Raw genomic sequence first — 23,831 nt, forward strand, 5'->3', positions numbered from 1 at the left:
CCCACAGAAGCCGGAAGCAACGTTCCATGTTCTTCTGTGAGTATTTACTAAAATATCAGATACATTATTTCTTCAACAGTTCGTCAATTTTCTCTGCATAATCCAGAGAATCGTCCACGAAGAACTTCAGTTCGGGAATGATGCGCAACTGATGGCGTACGCGGTTTCCCAGCTCAAAACGAATTGACTTCATATTGGCATTGATGTTCTTCACGATTTCTTCACTTCTATCTGAAGGGAAGACGCTCAGATATACACGCGCATAACTCATATCGGGACTGATGCGGACAATGCTGACCGAAACCAGCACACCAGGCATTGACTTGGTCTGCAAAAGAAAGATTTCGCTCAGTTCCTTCTGAATGAGGCGGGCAATCTTGTTTTGTCTGGTTGTTTCCATATTACCTTTTTATTTTTTACGTATGATAGTCAGACCGTCACGCAAGGGCAGGATTACCTTTTCCACCCGTGTATCGGCAGCCACCAGGTCATTGAATTTCTTGATTCCGATGGTCTGCGTGTCCGTGTGATGCGGTTCTTCAAGCACATGTCCGTCCCACAAGGTATTGTCGGCTATGATATAACCGCCGGAATGCATCTTTTGCAGAATCATTTCATAATATTCTACATAGAAACGCTTGTTCCCATCCACAAATGCCAAGTCGAACACGATGTCCATGCCGGGCACAATTTCAAGGGCATCACCGATATAAAACTTGATTTTATCGGCATAGGGTGAATTTTCCAGCCACGGACGAGTGAAATCTTCCTGCTCGTCGTTGATTTCAAAAGTATGGAGCATAGCTCCTTCCTCCAGTCCCTCTGCCAGACAAAGTGCGGAGTATCCGCTATAGGTACCTATCTCAAGCACCTGCTTCGGACGTATCATCTGCACGAACATCTTCAGCATACGACCTTGCAAATGCCCCGAAGCCATACGGGGACGCAACAGTTTTACGTGCGTCGCCCGGTACAGCGCTTTCAGGTAGTCGTTCTCTTCATCAATATGCTGAAGAATGTATTCATCGAGCGCGTCAGTCTCTTTCATGATTACAAGTAACGGTTACGGTTGGGTAAAACGTAGTCATCTCCGCTCTTCAACACATCACCCACCTGGTTGATTTCGAGGAATGAAGTATGAGTACCTTGTTTACCACCGCTCAGATAAGCCACCATTTCGTTTTCTGACAGCACACCGTCGTCCATCAGCTTACGCAATGCAGCGAAATAATATTCCTGTCCGTTGGCTTTTTCCGGCATATAGATAGCTTCTACACCGTATGACAATGCCAGGTGACGCATGGTCTTTTCCTTATAACAGATAGCCAATACCGGATATTTTCCACGGAAAGCAGCCAGGTTGCGGGCAGTCAAACCGCTGAAGCTATCGGTAATGATGGCACGGATAGGCATCAGGTTAGTAGCGCGTACTGCCTGTTTTGCCAGGAAGCTGGTTACATCGGTATTTGCCGGAGTCAAAGGAATTGGAATATCGTTTTCTTCCATCTTGTCTTTTTCAGCCTGAGCTGCAATCTTCGCCATAGTCTTCACAGCTTCTACCGGATATTTACCATACGCAGTTTCTCCACTCAGCATCAATGCATCGGTACGATAGTAGATGGCATTTGCAATGTCAGTAACCTCTGCACGAGTCGGACGCGGATTGTTAATCATGGTGTGTAACATCTGAGTAGCCACGATTACCGGTTTCTTAGCCAGGATACATTTCTTAATCAAGATACGCTGGATACCCGGAATACGTTCCTGCGGCACTTCGATACCCAGGTCACCACGAGCTACCATTACGCCGTCGGCTACTTCCAGAATTTCATCGATGTTATCCACACCTTCCTGGTTCTCAATCTTAGCGATAATCTTAATGTCGCTGTGGTGTGCATCCAGGATTTCACGAATATCAAGTACATCCTGACGATTACGGACAAATGAATGCGCAATGAAATCGATGTCTTTTTCAATCGCGTACAAAATATTGTTGCGGTCTTTTTCAGTCAAAGAAGGCAGGTTGATGCGTACACCCGGCACATTCACACTCTTGCGGCTTCCCAAAGTAGCATCATTGCGTACTTCACAGAACAAAGTATCTTCATTCTTATCAATAACCTTCAGTGCCAGTTCACCGTCGTCCATCAACACATCTGCTCCGACTGACAGGTCGTGCACAAATCCCGGATATGTCACAGCAATACATTCATGAGTAGTTTCCTGCTCCGGATTTCCTACAATACGAACTTTTTCACCTGTCTTGAAGTCAATCGGGCCTTCTGCACTGGCCGTAGTACGTACTTCCGGACCTTTGGTATCCATCAGAATACCGATACGGTTAGAAACGGTACGCACATTATTAATCAACTTTTCAAAACCTTCACGGCTGGCATGTGCGGTATTCATACGTACCACGTTCATACCTGCATTAAAAAGGTCTCTGATAAAATCTACTTCGCAGCGCAAGTCCGAAATGGACGCAACGATTTTTGTTTGTTTAAGCATCATAATAAATATACTATAATTTGTTGTTGTCTAATACAATGGATTCTACTGCCAGACGATAAGAATTCAGTCCGAATCCGCAGATTACTCCTAGGCATGCACAGGAAATCATTGATTTGTGACGAAACTCCTCCCGCCGATGAACATTGGAAATATGTACCTCCACGACTGGAGACGTAACTGCACGGATGGCATCCTGCAAGGCTATGGACGTGTGAGTATACGCACCGGCATTCAGCACAATGCCATCATACGAAAAGCCTGTTTCATGAATTTTATTTATCAGCTCTCCTTCCACATTCGACTGGTAATACGCAAACTCTACCGATGGATACCACTCTTTCAATTTTTCCAAATAACTTTCAAAAGATTCGGCTCCATAAATGGAAGGCTCCCGTTTGCCCAACAAGTTGATGTTCGGGCCATTGATTATTTGTATTCTCATCTGTATACTTCTGCTGAATTTTAATAACTTTGTAGAAGAATTTGGCACAAAGATACGAAAAAGAAATGAAAAAGGCCGATAAAAAAAACATAATAATAAAGTATAAGCAATACCTGAAACTAGAAAAGTCGCTTTCGGCCAACACGGTAGAGGCCTACCTTACGGATTTGGACAAGCTGTTCGCCTTTTTGGAACTGGAAAACATTCACTTTACAGATGTCACTTTGGAAAATCTGGAAACTTTTTCAGCCGGATTACGTGACATTGGCATTCACCCACGTTCCCAGGCCCGCATCCTGTCTGGAATACGTTCCTTTTTCCGTTTTCTTCTGCTTGAAGACTACATACAGCAAGACCCGTCAGAACTATTGGAATCGCCACAAATCGGCAAACACCTGCCCGACGTACTGACGGTAGAAGAGATTGACACCCTTATCGGCAGCATTGACCGGAGCACACGGGAAGGACAGCGTAACCGGGCTATTTTGGAAACCCTATACAGTTGCGGACTGCGTGTGTCCGAATTATGTAATCTTAAACTGTCCGACCTTTACCTGAAAGAGAAATTTATCAAAGTAGAAGGTAAAGGAAGCAAGCAGCGCCTGGTTCCCATTTCTTCACGTGCCATACGCGAACTGGAACTGTACTTTCCAGACCGCAACGAAGGACTGATAAAGCCCGGATATGAAGATTTTGTATTTATCAGCCGCTTCGGAAAAAACATTTCACGCATCATGGTGTTCCACATCATCAAAGAACTGGCAGAACAAACCGGACTGAAGAAAACCATCAGCCCTCATACTTTCCGCCATTCCTTCGCTACCCATCTGCTGGAAGGAGGAGCCAATCTGCGCGCCATACAGTGCATGCTAGGGCATGAAAGCATAGGCACTACCGAAATCTATACCCACCTTGACCGCAGCCGATTACGGCAGGAAATCTTGGAACATCACCCTAGAAATCGACTTAAAAATTAGAGAAATGCGTTTTTTTAAGCTTTTTTCGAACGGACCTACAAAAAAAAACAGATAATGATTAACACGTAATAGAGTTTTTCTTATCTTTGCCCCAAATAATCAAACAATAAGATTATTCATTTATACAAACTAAATATTTAACATCATGATTAAGAAGTTGTATTTGCCGTTAGTGGCATTGTTAGTCCTTGCTTTCTCTTCATGTAGCAAGATGGGCGAATTATCTCCTGACTACTTCACTACCAACCCTGAAGTGTTGGAAGCTATTGGTGGTAAGGTACCTGTAACTATTACAGGAAAATTCCCGGAAAAATACTTCAAGAAAAACGCAACAGTTGAAGTTACTCCGGTTTTGAGATGGGAAGGTGGCGAAGCTAAAGGTCAGCCAGCTACATTCCAGGGTGAAAAAGTACAAGGTAACGACCAGACTATCTCTTACAAGACTGGTGGTACTTATACAATGAAAGCCTCTTTCGACTATGTTCCTGAAATGGCTAAATCTGAACTTTACCTGGATTTCAAAATTAAGAAAGGTAAAAAAGAATACACTATCCCTTCTGTAAAGATTGCTGACGGTGTAATCGCTACTTCAGAACTTCCTACTGTAAACTCTGCTAATGCTGCTTACGCTCCGGATGCATTCCAGCGTATCATCAAGCAGGCTAAAGAAGCTCAGATCATGTTCTTGATCCAGCAGGCTAACCTCCGCGCAAGCGAATTGAAGTCTGACAGCTTGAAAGCATTCCACAAACAAGTAGTAGCTGTAGCTGGTGACACTAAGAACTACAAACTGAACAACATCGAAATTTCTGCTTACGCTTCACCTGATGGTGGTGTTGAACTGAATACTACTCTGGCTGAAAACCGTCAGAACAACACTGAAAAATACATGAACCAGCAGTTAAAGAAAGGTAAGATTGAAACTGAAGTAGATGCTAAATACACTGCTCAGGACTGGGACGGATTCCAGGAATTGGTTTCTAAATCTAACATCCAGGATAAAGACTTGATCTTGCGTGTTCTTTCTATGTACAGCGATCCAGAACAGCGTGAAACTGAAATCAAGAACATTTCTTCAGTTTACAAAACTTTGGCTGACGAAATCCTGCCTCAGTTGCGTCGTGCTCGCTTGACTGCTAACTACGATGTAATCGGACGTAGCGACGAAGAAATCAACGCTGCATTCGATACTGACGCTAAAGTATTGAGCAACGATGAATTGCTGTATGCTGCAACTCTGACTAACGACAACGCTCGTAAAGAAGCTATCTATAAGAAAACTGTTGAATTGTATCCGAACGACTTCCGTGCTTACAACAACTTGGGTATGATGGCTTATGCTAACGGTGACTTGGCTACTGCTGAAAACTACTTCAAACAGGCTGCAAGCAAGAACGCTAACGCTGCTGAAGTTAACACTAACCTTGGTTTGATTGAATTGACTAAGGGTAACGTAGCTAACGCTGAAACTTACTTGAGCAAGTCTACTGGTGCTAACACAGCTAACGAAGCTTTGGGTAACTTGTACATCAAACAAGGTCAGTATGACCGCGCTGTACAGGCATTCGGTGACACTAAGACCAACTCAGCTGCTTTGGCTCAGATCTTGGCTAAAGATTACAACAAAGCTAAATCTACTCTGTCTGCAGTGAAGAATCCGGACGCTTACACTAACTACCTGATGGCAGTTGTAGGTGCTAGAACTAACAACGCTGACTTGGTTAAGAGCAGCATGGATAAAGTAAAACAGCAGGATGCTGCTTTGGCTGCTAAAGCTCAGAACGACCGCGAATTTGCAAAATATGCAAACGAAGTAAAGTAATCTGACTTAATTACATAAAAGGAACCGGAATCGTGTCAAGTGATTCCGGTTTTTTTATGCCTTTATGGGAAAGAATCGGGAGAAGATGAAAGATTATAAGATGAAAATATGTATTTTCGCAAAAATAAAATACAGTTTATGAAAAAATTATATCTGCTCCTCTTATCTGTATATCTGTTGTTTTGCCTGGATTCATGCAGACAAAGCGATGAATTTGAGCTCAAAGGGGAACTGGAAGGTATTACTTCCGACATGATTCTGGTAGTTTTCGACGATCCTGAGTCTAAATTGGATACCATCTACCCACGAGAAGGTAAGTTCACCTATACTTTCACTCCCGACACCCTGAATATATTCCGTCTGGTGAACGATTCCGGTGAAACATTCCCAATATTTGCAGAAAAGGGCTGGAAGGTTTCTATAAAAGGAAGCTTGGCACATCCGGAAATCAAAGGAGAAGGGGCCAACAATGAATATCAGGAATTTTTGCAAAGCATAGCTACGCTGAAGGATTCTGCACAAGTGTGCAAGCAAGCTGAAAGTTTCATCAAGAGCCATCCAGCTTCACCTGCTTCAGCTTATATCTTGCAACGGTATTTCTCACAATCAGCCAATCCGAACTTAGACCTCATCGCCCGACTGGCGGAACCGCTGACTGGTAAGGTGAAAGATTGCAGAGTATTGAACGAAGTTTTACAAAAGTTACCCGAAAAAGGGAAAAACACATCGGCCTACCTAAACTACATGTCCGTAAAGAAAAGAAATGGAGAATATTTGTCTTGGAGCAGCAGTAGCACGCAAAAACAATATTCACTCATAAACTTCTGGGCGAGCTGGGATAAGGAAAGTATAGAAATAAAAGATTCCTTGTATACTCTATGCGAGAAATTCTCAAAAAACAACCTCCGGATTGTCAACTTTTCATTGGATTATAACAAGGAAGAATGGCAGAAAAATACCCGGAAAGATACGGAACAATGGATTGAGGTATGCGACTATAAAGGATGGAATAATCAGATTCTGAAGCAACAAAACGTGCAGCGTCTTCCATTCAACATACTGATAGACCGAAACCGGAAGATTTTAGGCAGCAATCTTTACGGAAAAGCATTACAGACCAAGATTGAAGCCTTGATAGCGGAAGACAAAAAATAAAACACAACTTAAAAACGACCTTAAATGCTTGTCAAACTTTTTGGAGCCGCCGTACAAGGCATTGACGCCACTATCGTGACAATTGAAGTCAACTGTTCACGCGGTATAAAATTTTACCTGGTAGGACTTCCGGACTCTGCTGTCAAGGAGAGCCACGAACGTATCGTATCCGCTCTGCAAGTAAACGGATACAAATTTCCTGCACGACAAATAGTAGTCAACATGGCTCCAGCCGATATCCGGAAAGAAGGTGCCTCGTACGACCTTCCGCTGGCTATCGGTATCTTAGCTGCCAATGAAACAATCTCCTCTGAACACTTGGCAGACTACCTCATCATTGGGGAACTAAGCCTGGACGGAAGTCTGCAGCCCATCAAAGGAGCACTCCCTATCGCCATTGCGGCTCGCCAACAAGGTTTTAAGGGAATTATTCTTCCGCAACAGAATGCTTCGGAAGCCGCTGTCGTAAATAACCTGGATGTATATGGTGTGGAACGCATTACAGAAGTGATTGATTTTCTGAACGGCACACGAATCTTACAGCCTACCATTGTCAACACGCGTGAGGAATTCTACAAACACCAATCTATTTTTCCGTTTGACTTTGCAGAAGTAAAGGGACAGGAAAATGTGAAGCGAGCACTGGAAGTTGCAGCTGCAGGCGGACATAATGTACTGCTCATCGGTGCCCCAGGCAGTGGTAAGTCTATGATGGCTAAACGCCTTCCCAGCATTCTTCCCCCGCTTTCATTAGGAGAAAGCCTGGAAACGACCAAAATACACTCAGTGGCCGGGAAGTTAAAAAAGGGTTCTTCACTTATTGCTACCCGACCGTTCCGCAGTCCGCACCACACCATTTCTCAGGTAGCCATGGTGGGCGGAGGAGCTACGCCTCAACCCGGAGAAATCAGTCTGGCACATAATGGAGTGCTGTTTCTTGATGAACTTCCAGAATTTAGTAGAAGTGTACTAGAAGTGCTTCGCCAACCTCTTGAAGACCATCGTATCACTATTTCAAGAGCAAAGTACAGTCTGGAATATCCGGCCAATTTCCAGTTAATCGCATCGATGAACCCTTGCCCATGTGGATACTACAATCATCCCACACGAAACTGTGTATGTAGTCCGGGACAAGTACAACGATACCTTAACAAGATTTCCGGTCCCTTACTCGACCGCATTGACATCCAAATTGAGATTGTGCCCGTTCCCTTTGAAGAAATCTCCAAGATCACCCCGGGAGAAAGCAGTGCCTGCATCCGCGAACGTGTAATCCGTGCCCGACAGATACAAGCCCAGCGTTTTGCAAACGAACCGGGAATCTACAGCAACGCCCAAATGACACCCAAACTGCTGCATCTCTACGCACAGCCGGATGCTGCCGGACTGGAACTGTTAAGAAATGCCATGAACCGGCTGAATCTTTCAGCCCGTGCCTACGACCGCATACTGAAGGTTTCACGTACCATTGCCGATTTGGAAGGAAGTAATGAGATACGTCCAGCACATTTGGCAGAGGCTATCAGCTATCGCAATCTGGACAGAGAAAACTGGGCCGGATAATTATCTATCCAGCCCAGACAATCAAAATAAATATTTAACAGGTATCAACCGGACTATTCCGTTCAACCCGGAAGGAAGTGTTTCCCAATGTCCGTAAGTACCTTTCTCGTAATTCAGCTTAGCCATATTGATGTCCTCAAAAATGCGCCATTGCTTACCCTGACGGTCCATCTCAGCAATACTATTTGCCGGAAGGTTGGTGACTTCCACTTCTATGAGATTCTTACCAGACTTTAGCAATTGCCCTATGCTTAAACGGAAGAGAGCAGCCCAGGCTATACCAGCTTCTTGCCCATTTATACGCACACGTGCACTCTCACGCACGTCACCCAGGTCCAAAACCCAGTCATCCGCCGATAATTCAGGCAAATCCAACTCCAATGAATACAATGCAGTACCCCGGTTAATCTTCGCAGCCGGATGTGCAACCTCTGTCCATGAAGAAGGCGTATCTATTTTAAACTCCCCTTCAATAGCCGGATAGCTTTCCACGAATCTCAGTTTCCAACCATGATCCAAACTCAAACTATAGTCCATTTCCTTCCTATATTTCCATTCAGGCTCTCCTTGCAAGGAACGAGTAAAAGTTTGAAGAATGATACTCTCTCCCGACTTCAATTGCATATATACTTGAGTTTTTCCTTCCACCTCGCGCGTTTTTGCAATTCCCCGTTTACCCGTCATCGGGTCAAAACACATGATATGTTTTTCAGGCACATTCAATGTTACCCATCCTTCCACATCGTTAGCCTGTAAGTCGGAAATAAAATAATGATGTCCTTCCGTATGTGTACGCCGGATAAACTGTACCCCCCAACGTGTCTTCAGTTCTTCTGCCGGAACTCCCGTACGCTCTAATGTCTCATGGTAATCACTTCCCACGATGATACGCCCTTTCCCAAAATTAAAAGCCTGTGTGCCTCGGAAAGACTTTTCTCCTGGCAACTGTTCCAGCAATGCAAATAGTTGCTCCCGATTCTGTTTCAATGAAGCATATCCAGGCACATCTTCCGGATAATGTTCCACAAATACTACAGTTGCCCCCTGACGTGCCAATGCGACCAACTTCTTTAAGGTAGAAACTGGAATCAATTTTACTGCAGGTACGATGAGTGCTTTATAACAAGCACCTCCACGTGTCTTCAGCATACCATCCTGACACGATGTACTTTTAATAAAAGAATCAGAAATATAGTCTACATCATAGCCACCTGCCATAATGGTTTGTATCGTCTTGATAAACTTCGGCGCATACTGATCCATCTTGTGAATATCAAAGCCAACAAAACGTCCTGGAATGTCATTCCACATATCATAAACCGGAAGATAAACCAGGAAGTCATTATCAGGCTTACCTAATTGAAGAAAAGACTGACAACGAGTTATATACTCAAAGAAAGCCGGCGCGTCACGCCATATCGTATTGGTGGGCGACATGTTTATCGTAGCATAAAATAGCCAACCAGGCCAGGCTGCTTCTTTCGGAGAATAGGGGGTACCATGAAAAAATGCATGATTAACACCCGACACAAACATCAAATCCATATCAGGCTTACACTGTGAGAGGGAAGTACGAAAATGCTCCGTCAACCAGGTGAATGTTTCAGAAGAAGTGTAAGGTTTTCCCGCAATATGTGCAGCCGAAGAAGCATATTTCAGCATGGAAATATCTGAAAAATTAGGACGTGTAAGCGAATCACGCCTCAATCTCCTAATATGAAAATCAGTCAACCCAAACCCTTCGCACTCCGGAATATCCGCCGAAGCATACGTATCAATCAGATTGGCAGGAGATCCATGTGCCTGATTACGGGTCGTACTTCCATGCCCATGCGCCCATTTGGTCCATGCAGTCGTAAAGTTCTCAACCAGAAGTTCTCCCAATGTTTCCCTATAATCAGACACTAGACGACGTGTCAGTTCAGTTCGTTCCTGTGAGATAAACTCCGGAAAATGATTCTCTAGCCGATAACCACGACGTGCGGCAAATTCTTTCAAGAAAGCAGGAGTCCAATCGGCTCCGTACACCTCATACGAATCATTGAAGAAGGTACGGGGAAAGTTGACCTTGTTTGTCTTGAAAGCCTTATCAAACTTCTCAAAGTAAGATTTTACGGCCACCGGACTAAAATGATCCATAACATACCCTTCTCCCCCGGGAGCCGCACGCTTTACTTTCTGAAAAGTCCGTCCCACAAACAATGCCACCAGCTTCCAGTCTCCTGTCGGAGCATCCCACTGTAAATATCCGTCTTTAACTTTCCTGGTCAGATTCACCACTTTTCCGTCTGCCCCATAAGCCATCAGACAATCCAGGTAAGCCACATCCCGCTGTTTCTCTTCTTTAGTATCACGAATGTCGATTTCCAACTTTACCGATTCACCTCCCTTTACCTCATAACATTCAAAAATAGCTTTTGCTGCTGCTTGTGAGAGAGATACCTCGGGGCCTCCGAAAGGCCATCCTGTTCCGGTATTCATATCAATGTCTATCCCGTTCATCTTACCCACCTCCTGCGTATAACGGAACATTTCCATCCATTCGGGTGACAGAAAGCGGATATTATGAGATTCATTTCCCTTTACCCCATAAATAGGCGTAACCTCCAGACTTCCCAGCCCGGCTTTCCCATATTCCTTCAGGTTATAATTCAGATTATCTTTATCGACGGCACTTCCTAACCACCACCAGCGGCTGCCGGGACGTGCTTCAGGTCTCACCTCCGGCCAGTTTTGTGCAGCCGCCCCCATCGCAGAGCACAAAAGAAATAATAAGATGCTGTTCTTTTTCATGGAATTACAAATTAGGTTTCATACTTGCAAAGATAAAAGTTATACAGCCCTTACAACTATAGGAATGTACAGATTCATGGATTTTTGTACGCCTGATACACAATCTTCCGAGCAAGATGTACATTATTCCATTCATTCATTTCATGAAGGTGCGTATCTTTGTAGAAAACAAATCAATAAACACGGATATGAAAAACAACTTTATCAGACTGACCCTACTTGCCAGCCTTTTCTGCAACGTGCCTGGCTTGCATTTGCAAGCGCAAGCCCCACATCCGGAACGAATTTATCTTTCAGGAACCGGTATTGACAATACCGTGACATGGGACTTTCTCTGCTCAAAAGGACAAAACAGCGGCAAATGGAAAAAGATAGAAGTTCCCTGCAACTGGGAACTGCAAGGATTTGGAGAATATACTTACGGACGATGGTATACCATCAAAGGTGCCAAACCAAGTGATGAAACAGGTATTTATCGCCACAAATTCGAGGCTCCCAAATCATGGAGCGGCCAGCGGGTAAAAATTTATTTTGACGGAGTCATGACCGATACGGAAGTCTTAATCAACGGCAAACTGGCCGGAGAAATGCATCAGGGCGGATTCAACCGTTTTTGTTATGACATCACCGACTTACTCACCCTCGGAAAGAAAAATACACTTGAAGTAAAAGTCGCTAAGGAATCTGCTAATTCATCCATCAACGCCGCAGAACGTAAAGCTGACTGGTGGCTTTATGGAGGAATTTATCGTCCGGTATGGCTGGAAGTTGTTCCACAGGTACACATTGAACACTTTGTACTTAATGCCGACCAGCATGGCAAATTTCAAGCTTCATGTGAAATGTATGGCGATGCGAAAGGATATGAACTTCACGTATCGGTACGAGGCCTGAAAGACGGAAAGACTGCCCTGACAAATACGGGACAATCTGCACTTTCCAAGAAAATTACAGATTCCGGCAAGGAACAACAGATAGAAGGACAATGGGCAGACATTCAAACCTGGTCCACAGAAGATCCTAACCTGTATGTAGCTCGTCTGGAGTTGAAATCACCGGAAGGAAAGGTGATTCAGACACGTGAAACCAGAATCGGCTTCCGTACCGTCGAGTTTTTCCCACAAGACGGAGTATATCTGAACGGAACCAAACTCGTCGTAAAAGGTATTAACCGCCATTCATTCTCCGTAGACGGAGGAAGAGCCACCAGTGCAGCCATGAGTCGTCAGGACGCACTTCTCATCAAGGAAATGAACATGAACGCGGTAAGATCGCACTATGCCCCCGACGAACATTTCCTGGATATGTGCGATTCACTGGGTATCGTATACATGGATGAACTGGCAGGATGGCAGAATTGCTACGACGAAAAAGTGGGTAGCAAACTGGTGAAAGAGATGGTACAGCGCGATGTCAATCATCCGTCCATCATCATCTGGAGTAATGGAAATGAAGGAGGATGGAATTATCAACTGGATAAACTATTTGCTCAATACGACAAGCTTCAAAAACGGCATGTAGTCCACCCATGGGCCGACTTTAACGACCTGGATACGCACCATTATCCGGCTTATCTGACAGGAGTAGCCCGATTTACCAATGGCTATAAGGTCTTTATGCCTACAGAATTCATGCATGCCATGTACGACCAAGGAGGAGGTGCCGGATTACGGGATTTCTGGGATCGCTGGAATACGAACCCGCTATTTGCCGGAGGATTTATCTGGGTATTCTGCGATGAAGCTCCCAAACGGAGTGACAAAGGAGGTATTCTGGATTCTGACAAATCGAATGCACCTGATGGAGTAGTTGGTCCTCGCCGTGAAAAAGAAGGCAGCTTCTATGCCATCCGTGCCCAATGGTCACCCATCCAGCTGAAACCACTACTCATCACCTCTCATTTTAACGGTAATTTCCTGGTTACCAACGAATATACTTACACGAATCTGAAGGAATGCAAAATGACATACAAAGTATTGTCATGTGACACTCCATTGAAAGGTGTAACACAATCCATTGAATTAAGCCACGGAGAAGTTACTCTCCCTGCTATCCAGCCAGGAGAAACCGGCACAGCCCATTTCGACCTTCCGGACAACTTCCATGAAGGTGATGTACTGGAACTGGAAGCTTTCGATAAAAATGGACATAGCATCTGCAACTGGAGCTACCCCATCCGCCTGGTAAAACAATATTTTGACCATAAGATGGCACAATCACCCATGACCCTGGAAGCACTTCCCAAAGCTACCGCCTCACGCAATGCCAGCCACATCGTACTGAACAGTGCGAAGGTAAGTGTAACGTTTGATGCCACTACCGGTATCATCAAGCAAGTAAAAGCAGGAGAAACAGAGGTTCCGTTCAAGGACGGTCCGGTAGCTGTAGGAATGAAAATGCGCTATGAGCCTTCACTCAGTTACGTGCGTGAGACACAAGAAGAAGCTATATTCTGTGCCAAATATAAAGGAGCAGCCGACTCCATTGTCTGGCGTCTGACCGATCAAGGACTGCTTTATATGGATGCCATCCTACTGAACCGCGCATCCGGAGGAGGAGGATTTGACGATGCCTTTATGGATACCAAGGTATACAACCTCGGATTGACCTTCTCTTACCCGGAAGCAAACTGTACCGGCATGAAATGGCTGGGACGTGGTCCCTATCGTGTATGGAAGAACCGTATCCCTGGTACCAACTATAACATCTGGCATAAAGATTACAACAATACCATTACAGGAGAAAGTTTTGAAAATCTGATTTATCCAGAATTTAAAGGATATCATGCCCACATGTACTGGGCTACACTGGAAAGCGACAAAACACCGTTTACTGTTTATTCAAGAAACGATGGAATCTTCTATCACATCTTTACGCCGGAAGAACCCGTAGGACGTGTCAGAAGAACTATGCCGCAATTCCCTGAGGGTGATATATCTTTCTTGCTTGACATACCGGCTATTTGCTCCTTCAAACCCATCGAGCAACAAGGCCCCAACAGCCAACCTGGAAATATCCGCATTAAACAAGGGGATGAAGGATTACATTTGAACCTGATGTTCGACTTCCGCCCGTCTGCCAATATCAATACCTCAAGATAGAACAAACACACTGTAACAAAGAGCCGTCTTGCATTGCGAGGCGGCTTTTTTACTTTTATACAAAAATCACGGTTTTCCGTGTTTCCCTTCCTCATAAGACAGACTATATTTGGCCCTAAAGGAATAGAAAACACAGGAAAGATGGAAATGACAGAAATACAACGATACAAAATAGCCTTAGAACGTCTTAAGCAACTTTCCGACATAAGATTGGGGAAACCTCTGCTTATTCAAACCTTAATGGGAAACCTGCGTGTCCTACACTCCAACCACATCGGTTATTTCAAATACATCTCAACCAAAAAGAGTTGGGAGATAGCATTAACCGACGGCTCCTTTGTCCGGCTAAAAGAAAACCTGCGCGCGAAAAATTTATGTGCATATAATGACCGATTTATACAAATCCATCAATCCTATATCATCAACATACAGTATCTGTGCATGATACAAAACAACCACTGCATCATGTATCCTCCTTTTCATCATATCAATGAACTCTGTATCTCACAAAAATACAAAAGGGAACTGACCGCCTATTTCTACCAATTCTGAAGCGGATAACCCAGCTCACAATGTCATATCATTCAATCATTTCAGTCAAAATCCAAGATATTTTCCTCTGAAATTTGTATATTCCACAAAAAGGAATTATTTTGTCAAAATCACAAAAATACATTACATGAAAAAGCATATCCTTTTACTTGGCATCTTCTTGAGCCTTACAGTTTTCCTGTCAGTACAAGCAGGAAATACGGTAATCGACAGTCTAAAACAGGAAATACGACAAGCCGAACGAGAACCCTCTTCCAAAGAAAAATTAATTGAATTATATCAATTCCTGGGTGCAGAATATGAAACTCTGGACCACGATTCATCCTACCATTATATACAAAAGGGACTCTCTCTTTACCCGCAACCTGCCTTTGAGGAAGAAGGCTACCTGCAACTGCTCAACTCATTGGCCAACTATCTTTTCATGGAGGGAAAGTTAGAACAAGCCAAAGAAACATTCAAGACAGTAGCCGCACATGCCCCCAAGCTCAAAGAACGAAGATACGATCTGGAAGGAGTCGTAGAATCTTCCATTGGCGTTTGCTACCGTAAATTAGGCATGTTCGATTCAGCCGTATATCACTATAATCGCGCGCTCGATTTCTGTAAGAAAACAGAAAAATACGAAGACATCGCCTCCACTTATTACAATATTGGCGTACTTTACCATCTCAACAAACGCTATGAAGAGGCCTTGGAACAAGGAAAGTTAGCGGCAGACTATGCCCGAAAGGCAAAAGACACATTAATGGAATTATATGCCAACACGCTTATCGGCGGATGCTATTGCAACATGGGGAAATATGCAGAAGCCAGTCAGATTCTAAAAAGAAATGTCCAAAAAGCATTAGAGATAGAATATCCCCTACTTGCCATGAGTTCTCTAAGCCCCTTACTAAGTACCTACCAATTGTGGAATAAAAAAGATTCTGTCAGAATTTTTCTGAAAAAAGGAGAAGAACTGATCCATCAGATTCCGGAAAACAGTCCGACAGCACTTGAATTTTATGGCACTCAAGCCAGCCTGTACAACTGGATTGGAGAATTTCAGAAAAGTCTCGATATCCTGACAAACAAGTCGTTGATTCAAACGCAACTTCCATACGACAAGTATCATATTTTGATGGCACGTAATTACGAAGGGCTGGGCAACTATCAGAAAGCATTCCACTGCATGCAGGAAGCATGTATTTATAAAGATTCCGTTTTCGATGGAAAAATAAAAAATGAGCTGTCGGAGCTGAATGAAAAATTAAGAAATAGCGACAAGGAATTGAAGATTGCTCTTCTGGAAAGAAATCAGGCACAAGAGAAAGAAACCCGCCTGCGCCATACCGTCTACTACCTTACGGTTATCGGACTGCTTTTAATTGCCATCTCCATCCTGCTGCATAAACGGAAAGTACAGAAGAAAGAGACCGAACTGATAGCTGCACGTCAGTACATTGAAGGCCTGGAAAATGAACGTAAACGGCTTGCCAAGGATTTACACGATGGAGTTTGCAACGACCTGTTAGGAGCCATACTCCAAATACAGCAGCATATTTCTTCCGAAGAACAAAAGACAACTACCATTCAGACGCTGGAAGAAATACGCAATGGCGTAAGAGCCATCTCGCACGAATTGATGCCACCTAATTTCCAGTTTACTGATTTGAACGAAATGCTGGCCGACTATTTTGCGAAAATGCAGGAAGTATCAGGAGTGAACATATCCTATGCTCCCCACGCCCACACAGACTGGACCACTATTCCGGAACACATAGGATATGAAATCTACCGCATCATGCAGGAAACCATCGGAAACATCTTAAAACATACTCAGGCAAAGCAGATTCACATTCAACTAAAAAAAGAAGACACCCAACTTGTCATTCACCTGCATTATGACGGAGACTGGAATCCGCATGCCGATTCATCCAAAGGAATCGGCCTACGTACCATCAACGACCGATTAAAAACCATTGGAGGGAATTACAAGATAGAAAAAGACGATACAGGAGTAAATATCCATATTCATACATTTCTTCATTGAAAAAATCACGGTTTTCAGTGAAAATCTTCTCGATGAATCTTTTTTTCTTTGCAGTATAAAAATGCGACAAAATGACAAGTCAAAAAGCCAAAATACTATTAGTCGATGACCATACCCTCATACTGCAAGGCATCAAGCATGTGGTTTCCCAAATGCCTGAAATAGAAAAGGTATATACCGCCTCATCGGGCGCTGAAGCGATGCTCCTGATAGACATGCAGCCATTTGACATTTATCTGCTTGATGTGGAACTTCCGGATACCAACGGATTTGAACTGATAGACAAGATTCTGCAAAAACATCCGGAAGCACGCATCTTGGTTAATACCATGCACGAAGAAATATGGATACTCAAAAGGCTTACCAAAGCATCCATCAGCGGAGCTATACTAAAGTCGGCAGATATTAACGAACTGACACTGGCCATCCAGACTATTTTGAAAGGAGGACAATATCTTTGTAAACGGTTCAAAACGATTTTAAACCGGATGCAAACAGAGGAACAAATCAAGGAACAGCTCACGCTAAGAGAGATGGAAGTATTGCAAGCCATTGCCAAAGGATTCAACACAAGAGAGATTGCAGATTTACTTCATGTTTCCAACAATACGATTGAAACACACCGGAAAAGTCTCATGAGTAAACTGGAAGCAAGAAATGCGGTAGATCTTGTTCTAAAAGCCATTAACCTTGGAATAATCCCACTGGATTCGAAATAAAAATCCACCCGTTTTTAGGGCTCATATTCTTTTTTTCGTATATTTGAGCGCAATGAATCTTTGTATCACCTTAATATAAACGAACTATGAGTCTCGAAAAAACATTAGTGATTCTAAAACCAAGTACCGTACAACGCGGACTTATTGGAGAAATAACCCATAGATTTGAACGTAAAGGCTTGCGCTTGGCGGGCATGAAAATGATGCAGCTTACCGAAGACCTGCTCAATGAACATTATGCACACCTGGCCGGGAAACCGTTCTTTTCTCGTGTAAAAGCATCCATGATGGCCTGCCCGGTTATCGTATGCTGTTATGAAGGAGTCGATGCCATTCAGGTGGTACGTTCCATGACAGGAGCTACCAATGGTCGTGTAGCAGTTCCGGGGACTATTCGAGGTGACTATTGTGTAAGTTCACAGGAAAACATCATCCACACCTCCGATTCACCCAAAACGGCTATCGAAGAAATAGAACGATTCTTCAAGCCTGAAGAACTGTTTGAATACGAAAGAGCTGTTATCGACTTTGTTTACTATCCGGATGAATATAAACTAACATAATTTTAAAAAGCTGGCAGAAAATTGCTCTGCCAGCTTTTTTCTATTTTAAACGTACACCATTTACTACCACATTCCGAAGTTGCAGTCCATGAATGTATCCCTTTTGGATAGTCCCCGATTTGCGTGCCGTAATTTCGAGATTCTCAAACAGAAAATCCGACAGTTTATACTGTGTCTCGTCCTTCTTGACTGCAAAAAGTACATCACAGTCCAACCGAATATCACGCATGGTAACATGGCTTGAATAAGAAAAAGGAATATCTTTTCTATCTTTCAAATCAAAAAATTGTGTCCAAGGCTGGGCAAACAAGAAATTGACCACAGAGCCTGTAATATTCTCCAGTCGGATATACTCATAATTTTGCGGTGTATCCGGACGCATTTTCAACCAAAGCAAACGCTGGGCATGTTCCACCGTACAACGCCGCACCAGAACATTACGGTTATGAATGGATTCACTTCCGCAAGTCAATGCACTGTGGCAGACCCCCCATACACAATCTTCTATGATTATGTTCAAGTTGCTCCCGTTATTTACCTTATCCTGATCTGCCCAAGGTCCTTTTCCGCCTTTCAAAGCTATTGCATCGTCATTCACCGACATATAACACCCTTTCACCAGTACATTCTTACAGACATCAATATCAATAGCATCACTGCTCGGTGCTTTTACCGGTGAACGGGGAGCAAAAATGGAAAGATTCAGCAACTTTACATTCTCACACCGGTATAAATGGGTTGTCCAGAAGGGAGAATTCTCCAATCTGACTCCAGACAACTGTACGTCTTTTGAATCTGCAATATATACCAGTCGCGGACGTAATTCCTCCAGATTCGTACATTGAGGATTGACCTGCCGACGCAACCAGAAAGATTTCCAGAAACGAAGTCCGTTCCCGTTTATCTTTCCTTCTCCCGAAAGTGTAAATCCGTCCACCCCTATGGCATTGACCAGGGCCGCGAAATATTTCAAGTTCTGCCCCTCCAGGCGTGTATCAATCACATCAAAATGACTGATGTCATCACTACCTTTCAACACAGCTCCTTTTTCCAGATAAAGGTGGGTGCGAGGTTTGAAAAAAAGTGATCCTGATAAAAACGTACCTTGTGGTATACAAATTACTCCGCCTCCTTCTTGAGCTGCCTTGTCAATGACTGCCTGAATCTGTTCCGTCTGTAACAGTGTGCTGTCATTCTGCACTCCATAATCCGTAATACGGTAAATTCCGCCCAACTCCTTTACCGGGGTCACCCGGCTGTCTGCAAACCAATCCGGTATTGGAGTACCGTCAGGAAACTTTTCCTGAGCAAATACACTTCCAGCCAGCCACAAAAAACAACATAGAAACAAATACTTGATAGAATATTCCCTCATTTTTCAAATACTTTTAAATCAAAACCATACGGAAAGCAAAATAGGAAACTTTTTCGACAAAAGGAAATAGAAAATCATGCAATAACATGTCTTTTTGTACAAAACTTCACTTGTATTCTTTAATACTTGGAGATAACTCCTGAAATCATATAACAGCGGCAATTCTTATGTACACCTTTATACAAAAGAAAGAATGACTTGACAAATTCTCTGTTTCACACTGTGGGATACAAAAACCACAGTGTGGGATACATATTTCACACTGTGAAATACATATCCCGCAGTATGAAACAGAGAAATGTCCGGGAGATTTCTGAAAATATAAACCTTACTTCAGCACTTAACAAAGAGCATTAGCATGTTTTAGAGGAACAGTTACTACATCAAGTGAAGAAATTTGAATGATTTTCAATGTATTTGCATGATTTTCCATGTGCAGATGTTAGTATATCCGCTACATTTGCAATTATAAATTTTAAACCAATACCTTATTTGATATGCGAAAAATTCTTGTTGTATTATTGCTTACAATAAGTGCAGGATTTACTACTTCTTCTGCACAAAAACTACCACCACAAAAAGAAACGCTCGATGTGGTAATGAAAGTAAACAAATATTTCATGGAGAAATATGCCGATTATCGGACTCCCAGTTTCGTTCGTAATGTTACCCGCCCCAGCAATATCTGGACTCGAGGAGTGTACTATGAAGGATTAATGGCTCTATATTCCATCTATCCTCGTGCAGAATTCTACGATTATGCATACAACTGGGCTGAATACCACGAATGGGGAATGCGAAATGGCAACACCACACGCAATGCCGACGACTATTGCTGCGGACAAACCTATATCGACCTATATAACATTTGCCCCAAACCTGAAATGCTGAAGAACATCAAGTCGAACATGAATATGCTGGTCAATACACCGCAGGTAGGCGACTGGACATGGGTAGATGCTATTCAGATGGGAATGCCCGTACTGGCCAAAATGGGACACCTCACGGGAGAACAAAAATATTTCGACAAGATGTGGGATATGTACGAGTTCTCACGCAATCAACTCGCAGGAAAAGGAATGTTCAATCTGGCTGACGGTCTCTGGTGGAGAGACGCTGATTTCTTGCCTCCATACAAAGAGCCCAATGGAGAAGACTGCTACTGGAGCCGGGGAAACGGATGGGCCTACGCTGCACTGGTACGCGTACTTGACGAAATTCCAGCCAATGAAAAACATCGCCAAGACTACATTAACGATTTCCTGATTATGAGCAAAGCATTAAAAAAATGCCAGCGTACAGACGGATTCTGGAATGTAAGTCTTCATGATGCCGGAAATTACGGAGGAAAAGAAACTACAGGTACTGCCCTGTTTGTCTACGGAATGGCATGGGGAGTACGAAACGAATTACTGGATAAAGAAGAATATTTACCTGTTTTATTAAAAGGATGGAATGCCATGGTAAAGGAGGCAGTCCACCCCAACGGTTTCCTGGGTTACGTACAAGGTACCGGGAAAGAGCCTAAAGATGGTCAGCCAGTCACATACGAAAGTGTTCCGGACTTTGAAGACTATGGAGTGGGATGCTTCCTACTGGCTGGTACGGAAGTCTACAAACTACAATGATAAGAATAAGCACAATAGGTAGAAACGTTTTGCTTCTTTCCGTAAAAAGAAATGGGTGTGCCTTTCGCACACCCATATTTTATTTGCTTAATGCCCGGGAGCGTTCTCCCAAATAACCGCCATGATGGCGCTTGCTGTATTCTTCAATCGTAAAACCAGTCTTACGCATGGTCTCCACCACCAGAATATCTCCAATAACCGTCATCACAGTGGTAGAAGTCGTAGGAGTCATTCCCAGCAAACAAACTTCATCGGGGTGTCCTGTAGCCAGACAAATATCAGCTGCTTCCGCCAGCGGACTATCCGGATTTCCCGTAATGACAATCTTTTTCAATTCCGGATTTAGACGTGCAGCCAGCTCAGTCAGTTCCACAATCTCTCTTGTCTTACCTGAATTGGAAATCAAGAGTAACAAGTCATTTTTTTGCAGAATACCTAAATCACCATGCTGCGCCTCACTGGGATGCAAAAACACAGAAGGGATTCCTGTAGAACAGAATGTAGTGGCAATGTTCATGGCTATCTGTCCAGCCTTACCCATACCGCTGGTTACCAGCTTTCCGCCTTTCTCATGCACCTGTTCCACAATCAGGTTTACCGCTTTCTCATATCCGTCTGTTACCGGAATGTTCAACACGGCCTGTGCTTCACGCTGTAATAAATCTTTTATTGATGAATTCATAAGATTATGATTAAATTATAATTTTATTCCAATAAGCGGGTCAGTTCTTCCAATGTATTCGCCACTTCAAAATAATTTTTCAACGGACGGTGTACAAAATGCGTTTCCTCCAGCCGGTTCAAAAAAGCCAGCAGGTCATTCCAGAAACCTTCCACATTATAAAAGATGACTTTTTTCTGATGATAGCCTATACTACATGCAGCCATCACATGAAATACCTCGTCCAGTGTACCTATTCCACCCGGCAAGGCTACCATCACGTCCGATTCCTGCAACATAATATCTTTCCGGTCGCTCAAATTCACAGAATGGAATGTCACGTCAAGCAAATCGCTGACTCTTCCGTGTTCCTCCAGCTTTGTGGGAACAACTCCCATAATCATTGCCCCGTTCTCTGTCGCACTTCTTGCCAGGGCTTCCATCAGTCCGGTATTGGAACCACCGTAAACCAGCCACTTACGATGCTGCCCCAGCCATGCGCCCAGTTCCCGGGCTTTCTCCATAAATACAGGTTCTATCGCATCTGAGGCCGAACAAAAGACTGCAATTTTATTCATATATTAGTTTTAAATATCACACACTGCAAATATCTGCATTTTTTGAAGAAAGGCAATAGGTATTTATTGTAAATTTGCAGCGAAAAAGAAATTATACTTCTCAATATATGGCGTATTCAACTTTTACCCTCCCTAACGGCTTACGACTTATTCATACCACCAGTCCTACAAACGTGGCTTATTGTGGCTTTGCCATCGATGCCGGAACGCGCGATGAGCTTCCACAAGAACAGGGTATGGCCCATTTTGTAGAGCACCTAATTTTTAAGGGCACAGAAAAGCGAAAAGCCTGGCACATTCTCAATCGTATGGAAAATGTAGGAGGCGATTTGAATGCCTATACCAACAAGGAAGAAACCGTCATTTACAGCGCTTTTCTGAAAGAGCATTTCAACCGGGCAGCAGAACTACTGGCTGACATTGTCTTCCATAGTGTATTTCCACAGAATGAAATCGAGAAAGAAGTGGAAGTCATCATCGACGAAATCCAAAGCTATGAAGACAGTCCGTCGGAACTTATTTTTGACGACTTTGAAGAACTGATTTTCCCCAACCACCCATTAGGCCGAAACATACTTGGCAATCCGGAACTGCTGCGTCAGTTTACAAGTGAGGATGCACGGAAATTCGTACATTCACATTACCGACCGGAAAACATGATATTTTTCGTTCAAGGAGATATTCCCTTTCAGAAAGTCATCCGTACGCTTGAGAAAGTAACCTCGGATATTCCCCAATTTGAAGAGGGAAGCAAAACGCGCAAGCTACCGTCTGAATACAAACCCAGCAAACTGATTCTCCACAAGGATACCCATCAGGCACATGTCATGATTGGCGGAAGAGGATACCACGCTTACGACGAGAAGCGTACCGGACTCTATCTGCTCAACAATATTCTGGGAGGCCCTGGTATGAACAGCCGGCTCAACATCTCTTTACGTGAAAAAAGAGGTTTGGTTTACAACGTAGAATCCAATCTGACATCCTATACGGATACGGGTACATTCTGTATCTATTTCGGCTGTGACCTGCACGATGCCGACCACTGTATCTCACTGGTGCATAAAGAACTAAAGAAAATCCGTGAGAATGCCCTGACTGAATTGCAACTAGCTGCGGCAAAGAAACAAATCATCGGACAAATAGGGGTGGTCGGAGACAATTTTGAGAACAATGCGCTCAACATGGGAAAATGCTTTCTGCACTATCATACTTACGAAGAAAAAGAAGAAGTCTTCAAGCGGATAGAAAGCCTCACCTCTAGCCAACTCCTTGACATAGCCAATGAAATGTTTGCCGAAGACTATCTTTCTACCCTGATTTATCAGTAAATTTATACCGGATAGTACACTTTTT

19 protein-coding genes are annotated in these 23,831 nt (G+C 43.5%); 11 read left to right on the plus strand and 8 right to left on the minus strand.

The window, feature by feature from the left end:
• Positions 1-64: 64 nt before the first annotated feature.
• The 4 genes from rbfA to aroQ are packed head-to-tail and all read right to left on the minus strand — an operon-like array spanning position 65 to position 2,953.
• Positions 65-400: a 30S ribosome-binding factor RbfA gene (rbfA, locus tag DXD04_RS11150; RefSeq protein ID WP_117673267.1), complete on the minus strand. Its 336-nt coding sequence runs from the start codon at positions 398-400 to the stop codon at positions 65-67.
• A gap of 9 nt (positions 401-409) precedes the next feature.
• On the minus strand, positions 410-1,048 hold the full coding sequence (locus tag DXD04_RS11155; RefSeq protein WP_117673269.1) for an O-methyltransferase: 639 nt from the start codon (positions 1,046-1,048) through the stop codon (positions 410-412).
• Between the two features lie 2 nt (positions 1,049-1,050).
• Positions 1,051-2,511, minus strand: coding sequence for a pyruvate kinase (gene pyk / locus DXD04_RS11160; RefSeq protein ID WP_022053014.1), 1,461 nt, complete (start codon positions 2,509-2,511; stop codon positions 1,051-1,053).
• A gap of 10 nt (positions 2,512-2,521) precedes the next feature.
• Positions 2,522-2,953: a type II 3-dehydroquinate dehydratase gene (gene aroQ, locus DXD04_RS11165; protein ID WP_117673271.1), complete on the minus strand. Its 432-nt coding sequence runs from the start codon at positions 2,951-2,953 to the stop codon at positions 2,522-2,524.
• A gap of 65 nt (positions 2,954-3,018) precedes the next feature.
• On the opposite strand from aroQ, the gene xerD reads away from it, so the two are divergent.
• The 4 genes from xerD to DXD04_RS11185 all read left to right on the plus strand — a co-directional run bounded on the left by xerD (position 3,019) and on the right by DXD04_RS11185 (position 8,470).
• Positions 3,019-3,930: a site-specific tyrosine recombinase XerD gene (gene xerD / locus DXD04_RS11170; protein WP_117673273.1), complete on the plus strand. Its 912-nt coding sequence runs from the start codon at positions 3,019-3,021 to the stop codon at positions 3,928-3,930.
• Positions 3,931-4,075: 145 nt separating this feature from the next.
• Entirely contained in the window at positions 4,076-5,752 is a 1,677-nt protein-coding gene (locus tag DXD04_RS11175; protein ID WP_117673275.1) for a tetratricopeptide repeat protein, read from the plus strand.
• Between the two features lie 138 nt (positions 5,753-5,890).
• Entirely contained in the window at positions 5,891-6,907 is a 1,017-nt protein-coding gene (locus DXD04_RS11180; RefSeq protein WP_259296084.1) for a DUF4369 domain-containing protein, read from the plus strand.
• A gap of 24 nt (positions 6,908-6,931) precedes the next feature.
• Positions 6,932-8,470: a YifB family Mg chelatase-like AAA ATPase gene (locus tag DXD04_RS11185; protein WP_117673279.1), complete on the plus strand. Its 1,539-nt coding sequence runs from the start codon at positions 6,932-6,934 to the stop codon at positions 8,468-8,470.
• 21 nt (positions 8,471-8,491) lie between these two features.
• On the opposite strand, the gene DXD04_RS11190 is transcribed toward DXD04_RS11185, so the two are convergent.
• Complete coding sequence (locus DXD04_RS11190; protein WP_117673281.1) at positions 8,492-11,263, minus strand: alpha-L-rhamnosidase; 2,772 nt, start codon at positions 11,261-11,263, stop codon at positions 8,492-8,494.
• A gap of 188 nt (positions 11,264-11,451) precedes the next feature.
• Here DXD04_RS11190 and DXD04_RS11195 point away from each other — a divergent pair, with 188 nt between their 5' ends.
• The 5 genes from DXD04_RS11195 to ndk all read left to right on the plus strand — a co-directional run bounded on the left by DXD04_RS11195 (position 11,452) and on the right by ndk (position 18,233).
• Positions 11,452-14,364, plus strand: coding sequence for an exo-beta-1,4-galactosidase (locus tag DXD04_RS11195; protein ID WP_117673330.1), 2,913 nt, complete (start codon positions 11,452-11,454; stop codon positions 14,362-14,364).
• Positions 14,365-14,505: 141 nt separating this feature from the next.
• Positions 14,506-14,916: a LytTR family transcriptional regulator DNA-binding domain-containing protein gene (locus DXD04_RS11200; protein ID WP_147330761.1), complete on the plus strand. Its 411-nt coding sequence runs from the start codon at positions 14,506-14,508 to the stop codon at positions 14,914-14,916.
• A gap of 127 nt (positions 14,917-15,043) precedes the next feature.
• A complete protein-coding gene (locus tag DXD04_RS11205; protein ID WP_117673285.1) occupies positions 15,044-16,951 on the plus strand; it encodes a tetratricopeptide repeat-containing sensor histidine kinase in 1,908 nt (635 codons plus the stop codon).
• A 71-nt stretch (positions 16,952-17,022) separates the two neighbouring features.
• Positions 17,023-17,670, plus strand: a complete 648-nt coding sequence (locus tag DXD04_RS11210; protein ID WP_117673287.1) for a response regulator — start codon at positions 17,023-17,025, stop codon at positions 17,668-17,670.
• An 86-nt stretch (positions 17,671-17,756) separates the two neighbouring features.
• The gene (gene ndk, locus DXD04_RS11215; protein ID WP_022053025.1) at positions 17,757-18,233 is read left to right on the plus strand and encodes a nucleoside-diphosphate kinase; all 477 of its coding nucleotides are present in this window, start codon (positions 17,757-17,759) and stop codon (positions 18,231-18,233) included.
• A gap of 40 nt (positions 18,234-18,273) precedes the next feature.
• Here ndk and DXD04_RS11220 read toward each other — a convergent pair whose 3' ends face one another.
• Positions 18,274-19,608 carry a rhamnogalacturonidase gene (locus DXD04_RS11220; RefSeq protein WP_259299547.1) on the minus strand — a complete coding sequence of 445 codons (1,335 nt, stop codon included), beginning with the start codon at positions 19,606-19,608 and terminating at the stop codon, positions 18,274-18,276.
• Positions 19,609-20,105: 497 nt separating this feature from the next.
• On the opposite strand from DXD04_RS11220, the gene DXD04_RS11225 reads away from it, so the two are divergent.
• A complete protein-coding gene (locus tag DXD04_RS11225) occupies positions 20,106-21,236 on the plus strand; it encodes a glycoside hydrolase family 88/105 protein (RefSeq protein ID WP_117673289.1) in 1,131 nt (376 codons plus the stop codon).
• A 79-nt stretch (positions 21,237-21,315) separates the two neighbouring features.
• On the opposite strand, the gene DXD04_RS11230 is transcribed toward DXD04_RS11225, so the two are convergent.
• Together DXD04_RS11230 and DXD04_RS11235 are read right to left on the minus strand one after the other, a co-directional pair.
• Complete coding sequence (locus DXD04_RS11230) at positions 21,316-21,918, minus strand: SIS domain-containing protein (protein WP_022053028.1); 603 nt, start codon at positions 21,916-21,918, stop codon at positions 21,316-21,318.
• A 23-nt stretch (positions 21,919-21,941) separates the two neighbouring features.
• The gene (locus tag DXD04_RS11235; protein ID WP_117673291.1) at positions 21,942-22,475 is read right to left on the minus strand and encodes an LOG family protein; all 534 of its coding nucleotides are present in this window, start codon (positions 22,473-22,475) and stop codon (positions 21,942-21,944) included.
• 107 nt (positions 22,476-22,582) lie between these two features.
• On the opposite strand from DXD04_RS11235, the gene DXD04_RS11240 reads away from it, so the two are divergent.
• Complete coding sequence (locus tag DXD04_RS11240; RefSeq protein WP_117673293.1) at positions 22,583-23,806, plus strand: M16 family metallopeptidase; 1,224 nt, start codon at positions 22,583-22,585, stop codon at positions 23,804-23,806.
• The last annotated feature ends 25 nt before the right edge of the window (positions 23,807-23,831 follow it).

It is taken from the genome of Phocaeicola plebeius (genome assembly GCF_003437535.1).
GTDB lineage: Bacteria > Bacteroidota > Bacteroidia > Bacteroidales > Bacteroidaceae > Phocaeicola > Phocaeicola plebeius_A.